Origin of the sequence: Okeania sp. SIO2C9 (assembly GCF_010672455.1) — a bacterium.
Taxonomy (GTDB): Bacteria; Cyanobacteriota; Cyanobacteriia; order Cyanobacteriales; family Microcoleaceae; genus Okeania.
Map to the genome: position 1 here is coordinate 1 of NZ_JAAHGO010000145.1, position 10,923 is coordinate 10,923.

A 10,923-nucleotide genomic window follows, 5' to 3' on the forward strand; every position below is an offset into this window, starting at 1 on the left:
GTGGGGGGGGGGGGGGGGGTGTGGGGGGGGGGGGGGGGGGGGGGGGTGGGGGGGGTGGGGGGGGTGGGGGGAGTGTGGGGAGTGTGGGGAGTGTGGGGGGTGTGGGGAGTGTGGGGAGTATGGGGAGTATGGGGAGTGTGGGGAGTGTGGGGAGTGTGGGGAGTGTGGGGAGATCAAGACACCTAGAAACAAAAATCTATTACACAGTTTTAGGTGTGTCACGCCACTACTGTGATCTACTGAAATGAAAACTACTGTAAAAAGTGTTTCAGTACGGAAATACTGTTTGCGGAGCATTCCGGTACGGAAAATGCTGATAGCTAGTGCCGCTACGCGGAAGTTAAAAGTCAAAATTCAAAAGTCAATCATTTTTGATTTGTAATTGTTTTGGGATTTTGTAACTGGTCAGTTATTTCCGCCATCCTGCACTAGTTAATCACTCAAAATTTGCAAAATATCGCCAACCGCCACATCCCCATCACTATCAACAGTTGCCAAAACACCTGTGTGAGCGTGACCAAATTTTTCTTTCAACACCGATAATAAAGGTATATCATGATCGCCTGTTTCTGGATCGACCTCAATATTCATACACCGCCCAATTTTAGCAGTCACAGTAATTTGAGCATTACCCAAGCGCAACTGTTTTCCTACCAAGTCAAACTCTGACCAAGCATCCATTCCATCCACAACTACATTAGGGCGAAACCTCCGTATATCTAATATCTTGCCTGCTTTTTCTCCTAAGTCATCCATAGTTGCCTGACTAATAATAGAAATATGTACAATTTCGCGGTCAGGATAACGAGTTGTCTTGCCATTTCCCACTAACTGCACGGCAGCTTTTTGAGGATGACGCGCTCCTTTATTTGGGGTGAGACTGTTCAAATAATCTGTGAAAAAAGCACTTATGCGATCGCGCTCCTCAGATAAACCTGTATTTGCCTTCAACAACTCAACCCCTTGATGTCGCACAGTCAAAAATCTAGTTTCTGGGTCAAACTCACAATTCAAAGCAGCTAAACCAGGCCAGTCATTTTGTACTGCAAAATGCTTTTTACTCATCCAAGGTATAATTTCTGGTCCGACGGTCTGGTTATCAGAGTCGAGAAACATCAAAGCAAAAGCGCGATCGCCTTTAATGCCATATCCTGAAGTGAGGAAAAAATTCTGGCAAATTTGAGGAGTTAACCCTTTAACTGGATGAATAAATAACTGTTTAACTGTTGCTAATTTCATGTTATGCCAATTTTATAAATCTTTGCTACAAATAGTTAGGTTATTGCTTAGGAGTCAGGAGTCAGGAGTCAGAATAAATAGCTTTAATACCATTTATTAGGTTGTAAGTTATCTTTGTAGTCAAAGGCACATCTCCTGGGCGTATATTTTAATTGCGCTTATTATTTTTAACATTCTTTTTTCAAAATGATATTATCATACCAAGATAGGAAAATTAGAAAAAATTATATAGGAATAAGTTTATATCATTATGCGTTTCACTGTTACCTCACGCTTTTTGGAAATTACTATTGCTATATTACTAAAATATTCTATTACCAAATAATTAAGGTAAAAATCTGCTCATAACCAAGGAGAAACAATGAATTAATTTTCCTTTTATTCAATCCTCTTCCTTTTAGGGAGAGGTAATTATCCATTATCAATTATTGAATAATACCTAAAAAAATTGAATCATAATTCTCATCATTATTTACAAAAAGAGTGGAAATGCACTCAAGTAGGACTATTACTGTTTCCTATGTTACCAACTATAGGTATATTAACTATAATTTTTGCTGTTATTAGCACTTGGCAAAAAAAATGGCGCAATATTATTCGTCGTCCACATAATATAGCTTTAGCTGGTCTTGCTGTCTGGTTAGCGATCGCTACATTTTTTGCATTAGACCGCCAGGAAGCACTTTTAGGGTTAGCTAATTTATTACCATTTTTTGGAGTATTTGCTGCCTTGAGTACTCTTATTCAAACTCCATCTCAACTACGACGACTTTCTTGGGTAATGGTATTCTCTTCAGTACCTGTAGTCATTTTAGGTTTCGGACAATTATTTTTGGGTTTGTCTGGCCCCCTGAGCATACAAATTATTTTAGGTTGGGTACTTACACCAGAAGGTAACCCTCCTGGGAGAATGGCTTCAGTATTTATGTATGCTAATATTCTCGCAATTTATTTGACGGTTGTATTTATTCTAGGGTTGGGGTTGTGGATTGAAAAATGGAAATTTTTATCTGGAGACAGGGTAACGGGAGAGAGCGTACATCCAAAAAAGAAAATGGGTCGCTTCAATATTTTTCATGGTAAGTCGTCTCAAGAATTTGTTTTTTTAACAGTGGCAATAATTAGTAATGGCTTTGCTTTGGTTTTGACAAATTCACGCAATGCTTGGGGGTTGGTAGTATTTGCTAGTCTTGCTTATGCTATTTATCTGGGTTGGCATTGGTTAGTATGGTTAGTAATGACTGCAGTGGCAACTGTATTTGGAGCTGCTTTTGCTCCTACACCTTTGCAGGAATGGTTACGAATAATTGTTCCGGAATACTTTTGGGCACGACTCACAGATCGAGATTTTGATAGACCTGTAGCCATTCTACGCAGCACCCAATGGCAATTTGCTTGGAATATGACTTTAGAAAAGCCTTGGAGTGGTTGGGGTTTGCGGAATTTTACTCCTGTGTATGAAGCACAGATGCAAATGTGGCTTGGTCATCCTCATAATTTATTCTTGATGCTAACGGCAGAAACTGGAATTCCTGCTGCTTTGTTTTTGTTTGTTTGGGTGGGTTGGATATTGGCAAAGGCAGTATTGTTATTAATGAATTGGTCATCAATTTATTCCAGAGGAGACCGTTTAATATTTTTTAGTTATTTAGTAGCTTTTGGTGCTTGTACTATATTTAATATGTTTGACGTAAGTTTGTTTGATTTACGAGTTAATACCATAGGATGGTTACTTTTAGCTGCAATTTGTGGGTTAATTGCGAAGAAGGAAGAAGGAAGAAGGAAGAAGGAAGAAGGTGATTAGGGTATGTGACCGAAAAAATGGGTCTCAAGCCTCGCCCATAAGCGGGCGACTTTTTAGTTGATTTTTTTCAATAAATATGTTATTGTGTTGTTAGTTTGAAAGTCAAGTTATGAAAGCTAGATTTAAGTACCGTATATATCCAAGGCCGGGACAAAAATACCGATTAGCCAAGCTATTTGGCTGTGTCCGTGTGGTTTGGAATGATAGTCTAGCTTACTGCCAACAGAGGTATAAATCAGGAGAAAAGAAATCTACTAATTCAGAACTACAAAAGCTTTTTATTACATCTGCTAAAAAGACTGAATGCAGAGAATGGTTGTCAGAGGTTTCTAATATACCATTGCAGCAATCTTTGAATGATTTAAACCAGGCTTATCAAAACTTTTTTAAATCAACTCAAGGCAAGAGAAAAGGTAAACCTGTTAAACCTCCTAAATTTAAAAGTAGAAAGTCAAAGCAAACTGCGAGGTTTACAAAGGGAGGATTTAAAGTTGGTCAACACAAAGTTTATTTAGCCAAGATTGGAAAGCTGAAAATTGTATGGTCAAGAGAATTACCTACTGCTCCATCATCAGTAACAGTAATCAAAGATTCAGCTCATAGATATTTCTTGAGTTTTGTAGTAGAAATAGAACCAGAAATCTTACCTCAAACTGATAATTCAGTAGGTATAGATTTAGGTATTAAAACTTTTGCTACATTTAGCGATGGTACAAAGGTTGATGCTCCTAAACCATTGAAAAAACATATTAAAAGGTACCGAAAGTTAAGTAAGTCATTATCTAAGAAAACTAAAGGGTCTAAAAGGTATGAAAAAGCGAGACTTAAAGTGGCTAAGTTTCATGCCAAATTAAAAGATACAAGGACAGATTTTCTGCATAAATTATCTACTAAAATAATCCGTGAAAACCAAACAGTTGTTTTAGAAGATTTGAACGTTTCTGGTATGGTGAAAAACCGTAAATTATCCAGAGCGATATCAGATTTAGGTTGGAGGCAATTCAGGACACTCTTAGAAGGAAAAGCAGAAAAATATGGTCGTGATTTCAGAGTAATTAGTCGTTGGGAGCCAACATCTCAAGTTTGTTCAGATTGTGGGTTTAAAGGTGGTAAGTTAGACCTTCAGGTGCGAGAATGGGAATGCCTTAACTGTGGCGCAAAACACGATAGAGACGAGAATGCAGCAATAAATATATTAGTCGCGGGCGGGCAGTCCGAGACAAAAAACGGACGTGGAGGCAAGCGTAAGACTACCGTCAAGGTAGCAGCAGCCAATGAAACGTCAACCCACCGAGGAGCTTAGGGTCGGTAGGAATCCCCGTGCCTTCAGGCCGGGGAGGATGTCAAAAACCAGTTGATTCAAAAAAAGAGGAACTTGCTGCTGATGCTGCTGTGGGAGCGATCGCTCTTGCTTTTCTGAGAAATAGAGTTTGTGTTCCTCGGGATATGAGTGCAGGAGCAGCAGTTGCTTTAGAAACAACTATTGATGCTATGTTGTCTAGTATTTACTAGAGTTTTAAGGGAATATGCTCGTAGTTGGGCTTTAGCCCTCATAAACATCTCCAAACAACAAGGAGTAGGTTCGTAGTTGGGTTTTAGCCCTCATAAACATCTCCAAACAACAAGGAGTTAAGTTCGTAGTTGGGCTTTAGCCTTCATAAACATCTCCAAACAACAAGGAGTAGGTTCGTAGTTGGGCTTTAGCCTTCATAAACATCTCCAAACAACAAGGAGTAGGAGGAAATAATTGATAATTTCTGTATGATAATTGATTTTATTTTTTATTATTGGGGATGTCTAATACTTAGTATTGTAAGGGCTAAAGCCCAACTACAAACAGATGAACCAGCCTCTCTTTTCCGGAATATATTACCTATATTATGAAAGCAAGATTAAAATTGAAATGAAGCTAATTAGGGGTAATTTATGGGGCCAGATTTAGTAAGTTGGGTAATACCAAAAGTAGGGGGTTATCTTGTGAAAAAAGTGGGCGATCGCCTAACTCAATCCCTAAATAAAACAGATATAGAAAAGGCAATTGAAGCTGGAGAAAAGGCTGTGAAGGAATGGGAAAAAGAACTCTTGCCTCAACAGCTTTTGTTTTATTCGGCTAAACCGGATGGTTGGAATGGATTTAATAAATTTCTGAGTCAATATTTTGAACATTCTGCTGTTTTGACGGAATTAGAAAAACCATTAATTAATCTAGGTAAGCCAGATATTAATTTTTTAAGAAGAGTATTTCAACAGGAAGCTGAAGCTAAAAATATTCCACTCATTCAATCAAGTCTACAGTCATGGTTAGAGATTTTTATTAATGCTTATTTTCAGCATACTAATACTTATATTAAATTTCAGGTTGCCAAACAAAATTATTTTGAACAGTTAGCAAATTGGTTTGATGATGTGAAATTTGCTGGTATTTCTGTGCCTGGGCAAGAGGTAGAAAAGTCTGAGAAGTTAGCCTACATTTTTGTTATGGGTTTGTGCATAAGACTTTTCAGGAATATTTGTGTGCTGAGGAAATTAATTATCAGTTGGAGAATGAGCTTGATTTTGGGATTATTTTAAATGCTATTCGAGAACATTTGCATGATGCCCACTGGCGAGAGGTTTTATTGTTGTTGATAGCGCAACAAAAGCCGAAAAATGTTGCGAAGGCAATTCGAGCAGTTTTGAATAATGGTAGTGAGTATGAGGAGTGGTTATATCGGGATTTGTTTTTTGCTGGAAATTGTTTGGCAGAAAATCCAAAAGGTTTGCGGGGTGTTGCTGGTGAGTTGGTGCAGGAGATTTTGGAGAGGTTGCTTGAGTTGGAGGTGAGTAGAAGAGAGCAGGTTGCTGGGGAAGTTCATTTGCAGGTTTACCAAAGTTTTCGTAGTTTGTATGAAACTGACTTTGAAGCGCAGGCTTTAGAGATGTTGAAGAAGCGATCTAATTTGATTGATGAGGGAAGGTTGCTGAGATATCAAGCAGAACTAGGAGAAAAAGAAGAAGTAATGACTACCCTGTTAACAATGCTTCAGGATAAAGATTCTGTTATACGTCTCAAAGCAGTCAATACTTTGCGCTATTTTAGAGAACCTTCAGAAACTGTAGTCAATGCTTTGCTAGTATACCTTGAGGATGAAGATCCCTATTTGCGTAAGACTGTGGCTCATGCCTTGGGTTATTGGGGCAAAGATTCCGAAAATGCTTTTAATACTTTATTAGATTTGCTACAAAACGATAATCTAGCTGTACGTTGGGAGGCAGCCTTTGTTATAGAAAAATTAGGTTATAAAAAGTTAGGCAATAGTATAGATAAAATGCTTGAAGCCTTACCACCGCAACTACAAGATTGGGTTTTTGCTCTGGTTAAAGGAGATGAAGCTAACTTAGATGAGTCAGATGCTGGTTCTCAAAGTAACATTGGCATTTTACTAGAGCGACTAAAAGACGAAAATCCTATTTTGCGTGGAGGTGCTGTTAGTGCTTTAGGAAAGTTGGGCAACAGTTCTGAGGTAATAATTAATGCGCTGCTAGAAGTATTAAAGGATCAAGTTCCCGATGTATGCGGAATGGCAGCAATGGCTTTAGGTAACTTGAGTAATTCTTCGGAAACTGTAGTTAATGCTTTGCTAGAAAAACTTGAGGATGATAATTCATTTGTTCGTTGTGGATCTGCAACTGCTTTAGGCGACTTGGGTAATACTTCCGAAACTATAGTTAATGCTTTACTTGGAAAACTTGAAGATGAAGATTCTTATGTGCGTCAAAGGGTATCCGATGCTTTGGGCAAACTCGGCAAAAAATCCAACCATATCCTCCCCACTATTGTTCAATGGATTCAACAACATCAAGATTCAGAATATGTCGGCAGAGGTATTGATGCACTGTGGTATTTAGTCGTAGGTGAGGAAAATTGAGATGGTGGAAAACATCTAGATTTTCAACTTCAAAAGGTGAGTCATGGAAAAAAAACTATTGGACAATAGTAAGGATGAACGCCCAAAAATGCTAAACAAACACTGGTGAGGAAAATTGAGATGGTGGAAAAAATTTAGATTTTCAACTTCAAAAGGTGAGTCATATCAAATCCGTTGGCTTCGGAGTAATATAATTCTGTTGATCGTCATACAATGTGTAAGGGCGAATGGCCATTCGCCCCTACAGTTCTTTAATACTGAATAACACCGATGCTACCGGATTTGAGATCATGGAAAAGAAACTATTGGACAATAGTAAGGGCGATCGCTCAAAAATGTTAAACAAACATTTGAGTTCCATGTTCCTCTCCACTATTGTTCAATGGATTCAACAACACCAAGATGAGGGAATATGTCGGCAGAGGTATTGATGTGCTGTGGGATTTTGTCGCAAGGGAGGAAAATTGAGATGGTGAAAGACGTTTAGATTTTCAACTTCAAAAGGTGAGTCATATCAAATCCGTTGGCTTCGGAGTAATATAATTCTGTTGATCGTCATACAATGTGTAAGGGCGAATGGCCATTCGCCCCTACAGTTCTTTAATACTGAATAACACCGATGCTACCGGATTTGAGATCATGGAAAAGAAACTATTGGACAATAGTAAGGGCGATCGCCCAAAAATGCCAAACAAACATTTGAGTTCAATGTTCCTCTCCACTATTGTTCAATGGATTCAACAACATCAAAATTCAGAATATGTCGGCAGAGGTATTGATGTGCTGTGGTATTTAGTCGCAAGGGAGGAAAATTGAGATGGTGGAAAACATCTAGATTTTCAACTTCAAAAGGTGAGTCTAGGAAAAGAAACTATTGGACAATAGTAAAGGGCGATCGCCCAAAAATGCCAAACAAATATTTGAGTTCAATGTTCTTTTCCACTATTGTTCAATGGATTCAACAACATCAAAATTCAGAATATGTCGGCAGAGGTATTGATGTGCTGTGGTATTTAGTCGCAAGGGAGAAAAATTGAGATGGTGGAAAACATCTAGATTTTCAACTTCAAAAGGTGAGTCATATCAAATCCGTTGGCTTCGGAGTAATATAATTCTGTTGATCGTCATACAATGTGTAAGGGCGAATGGCCATTCGCCCCTACAGTTCTTTAATACTGAATAACACCGATGCTACCGGATTTGAGATCATGGAAAAGAAACTATTGGACAATAGTAAGGGCGATCGCCCAAAAATGCCAAACAAACATTTGAGTTCAATTTTCCTCTCCACTATTGTTCAGTGGATTCAACAACATCAAGATGAGCGAATATATCGGCAGAGGTATTGATGTGCTGTGGTATTTACTCGCAAGGGAGGAAAATTGAGATGCTCAAAGACGTTTAGATTTTCAACTTCAAAAGGTGAGTCTAGGAAAAGAAACTATTGGACAATAGTAAAGGACGATCGCCCAAAAATGCCAAACAAACACTGGTGAGGAAAATTAAGATGGTGAAAGACGTTTAGATTTTCAACTTTAAAAGGTGAGTCATGGAAAAGAAACTATTGGACAATAGTAAGGACGATCGCCCAAAAATGCCAAACAAATATTTGAGTTCAATATTCCGTAGAATTCCTATTCGGACAGTATTAATAGTGCCATTTATCATACAACTGTTAGCAACTGTGGGACTGGTCGGTTATTTGTCCTATCGCAGTGGTCAGCAGGCGGTACAGAATCTCTCAGAACGCTTGATGACAGAAGTAGCAGAGCGAGTGAATTTGTATATTCAGCAGAATCTTCAGACGGCAATGCAAATTAACAAAATGAATATTGAAGCAGTCCGAAGTGAAACCCTAGATTTAAAAAATTTAAAAGAAATCAAGCAACTCCTATGGGTACGACTCAACCAATTTGAAGCCGTAAGTGGCGTTCTTTTGGGTTTACCTGATGGTACATTCCAAGTGATGCACCGCAGCAGTATAGAATGGGGAAATGGACGTATTGAATATTCCTATTCCGATCCGAAACGTCCGGAACGCTTTGTTGTGTTTTTTGTGGATGAACTAGGCAATCCCACTGAAGAAGTTTTCTCTATCGACCCATTTCCTGTTCAAGAGCGTCCTTGGTATCAAGGTGCCGTGCGCGATCGCGCTCCTGGTTGGACAAAACCATTCCAAATAGGGAAAACTTTACAGCTTGCAGTTAGCAATTATGCCCCGTTTTTCGATGACAAAGGTCAGTTGCAAGGGGTGTTTACAGTTAATATGGGTTTAAGACTGATCCAAGATTTTTTGAACACTTTGAACATTTGCAATGACTGTCGCATCGTCATCGTTGATGAGGATGGTTTAGTTCTCGCAAGTTCCCTTGATGAGAAGCCGTTTGTTGCCCCTGACCAATTGAATAGCGAGGGCAAGTATCATGGGAATTTCGACCGATTGAAACTGACTGATAGTAATGATCCCGTTATTGTAGCTGCTGCTGTTCATTGGCAAACTTTAGCCACAGACAAAAATACTGTGACGCGATCGCAATTTGATTTGGGACCAGAAAAATATTGGTTACAACTGGCTCCTTTGGACATAGAAATACTCCATCCTAACTGGACAATTGCTATCATTGTTCCCCAGTCGGAATTCATGGCAGAGATTAATGCTAATACAAGAATCACAGTCGTCTTTTGTCTTTTGGCGTTGGCGATCGCTACAATGTTGGGTATTTTGACAGCTCGTTGGATTACACAACCGATATTGAAATTAAACCAAGCAGCAAAAAGTATGAGTCAAGGACAATGGCATCAACAGACAAAACTAGAGAGCGATCGACGTGATGAAGTAGGGGAATTAGCTCAGTCTTTCCACCGCATGGCAACAGAATTACAAGCGTCTTTTGAAACTTTAGAACAACGAGTGGAAGAGCGAACAGTTGAACTGACTGAGTCAAATCAACAATTAGAAACAGCTAAAGAAAAAGCGGAAGTAGCAAATCAAGCAAAAAGCACTTTTATTGCTAATATGAGCCATGAATTACGCACTCCATTAAATGCTATTTTAGGCTTTTCGCAAATTATGATGCGTTCTCCAACCTTATCTCCAGAAGAAAAAGAAAATACAGCAATTATTAATAAAAGTGGCAACTATTTATTAACCTTAATTAACAATATTTTAGACTTATCTAAAATTGAAGCAGGGAAAATGACCCTCAATGCTAAAAATTTTGACTTTTATTCATTATTGAACGAACTGGAAGACTTATTACATATTACCGCCGAAAATAAAGGCTTGACATTAATTTTTGAACGCCAGAATGATGTACCTCAATATATCTATACTGATGAAACTAAACTCCGTCAAGTATTAATTAACTTAATCAATAATGGGATTAAATTTACATCTGAAGGAGGAGTAAGTGTAACAGTTGTGAGTCAAAAAGAATCCCCCCTTAATTCCCTCTTAGAAAGTCAAAAAGAATCTCACCTTAATTCCTCCTTAGAAAAGGGGAAAAGTTCTGAAAAAAATCCATCCTTTGAAAGGAGGGAAAGTAATGATAAAGCAACTCTTATTTTTGAAGTCAGAGATACAGGATTAGGAATAGCTGAAGATGAAATTCCCAAATTATTTGAAGCATTTACTCAAACAGAAACAGGTAAAAATAGTCAAGAAGGAACAGGATTAGGATTACCAATTAGTCGGAAATTTGTGCAGTTAATGGGAGGAGATATTACCGTCAAAAGTAAAGTAAGCAAAGGTACAACCTTTAGATTTCAAATTCAAGTAAATGTTGCCAATAAAACAGATATAGAAATTGAACAAAACCCACGTCATGTCATAGCTTTAAAACCCTATCAACCTCGTTATAAAATATTAATAGTAGATGACCGCCCTACTAATCGTTTATTATTAATTAAGCTACTACAACCATTAGGATTTGAATTAAAAGAAGCAGAAAATGGAAAACAAGGAATAGAAAT

Annotated in this window: 12 protein-coding genes; 11 read left to right on the forward strand and 1 reads right to left on the reverse strand. The window is 38.2% G+C overall.

The window, feature by feature from the left end; translation table 11 throughout:
- Positions 1 to 186, forward strand: a 186-nt coding sequence (locus F6K23_RS38975) for a hypothetical protein (RefSeq protein WP_293166349.1), incomplete at its 5' end; no start/stop codon positions are given.
- Between the two features lie 246 nt (positions 187 to 432).
- On the opposite strand, the gene F6K23_RS38980 is transcribed toward F6K23_RS38975, so the two are convergent.
- A complete protein-coding gene (locus F6K23_RS38980; RefSeq protein ID WP_293166351.1) occupies positions 433 to 1,239 on the reverse strand; it encodes an MOSC domain-containing protein in 807 nt (268 codons plus the stop codon).
- A 448-nt stretch (positions 1,240 to 1,687) separates the two neighbouring features.
- Here F6K23_RS38980 and F6K23_RS38985 point away from each other — a divergent pair, with 448 nt between their 5' ends.
- The 10 genes from F6K23_RS38985 to F6K23_RS39030 form a co-directional block, all read left to right on the forward strand.
- Positions 1,688 to 3,043 carry an O-antigen ligase gene (locus F6K23_RS38985; protein WP_293166353.1) on the forward strand — a complete coding sequence of 452 codons (1,356 nt, stop codon included), beginning with the start codon at positions 1,688 to 1,690 and terminating at the stop codon, positions 3,041 to 3,043.
- 109 nt (positions 3,044 to 3,152) lie between these two features.
- Positions 3,153 to 4,346, forward strand: coding sequence for an RNA-guided endonuclease TnpB family protein (locus F6K23_RS38990; RefSeq protein WP_293166355.1), 1,194 nt, complete (start codon positions 3,153 to 3,155; stop codon positions 4,344 to 4,346).
- 17 nt (positions 4,347 to 4,363) lie between these two features.
- Positions 4,364 to 4,555: a hypothetical protein gene (locus F6K23_RS38995; protein ID WP_293166357.1), complete on the forward strand. Its 192-nt coding sequence runs from the start codon at positions 4,364 to 4,366 to the stop codon at positions 4,553 to 4,555.
- A gap of 414 nt (positions 4,556 to 4,969) precedes the next feature.
- Entirely contained in the window at positions 4,970 to 5,614 is a 645-nt protein-coding gene (locus F6K23_RS39000) for a hypothetical protein (protein WP_293166358.1), read from the forward strand.
- Positions 5,530 to 6,951, forward strand: coding sequence for a HEAT repeat domain-containing protein (locus F6K23_RS39005; protein WP_293166359.1), 1,422 nt, complete (start codon positions 5,530 to 5,532; stop codon positions 6,949 to 6,951). The genes F6K23_RS39000 and F6K23_RS39005 overlap by 85 nt, the downstream gene beginning before the upstream one ends.
- A 227-nt stretch (positions 6,952 to 7,178) precedes the next feature.
- Positions 7,179 to 7,382 (forward strand): hypothetical protein, encoded by a 204-nt coding sequence (locus F6K23_RS39010; protein ID WP_293166360.1) that lies wholly within the window; start codon positions 7,179 to 7,181, stop codon positions 7,380 to 7,382.
- A gap of 145 nt (positions 7,383 to 7,527) precedes the next feature.
- Entirely contained in the window at positions 7,528 to 7,767 is a 240-nt protein-coding gene (locus F6K23_RS39015; protein WP_293166361.1) for a hypothetical protein, read from the forward strand.
- Complete coding sequence (locus tag F6K23_RS39020; RefSeq protein WP_293166363.1) at positions 7,764 to 7,988, forward strand: hypothetical protein; 225 nt, start codon at positions 7,764 to 7,766, stop codon at positions 7,986 to 7,988. Before F6K23_RS39015 ends, F6K23_RS39020 begins: the two co-directional genes overlap by 4 nt.
- Positions 7,989 to 8,096: 108 nt before the next feature.
- Positions 8,097 to 8,300, forward strand: coding sequence for a hypothetical protein (locus tag F6K23_RS39025; RefSeq protein ID WP_293166365.1), 204 nt, complete (start codon positions 8,097 to 8,099; stop codon positions 8,298 to 8,300).
- 215 nt (positions 8,301 to 8,515) lie between these two features.
- On the forward strand, positions 8,516 to 10,923 hold a 2,408-nt coding region (locus tag F6K23_RS39030; RefSeq protein WP_293166367.1), incomplete at its 3' end, for a hybrid sensor histidine kinase/response regulator.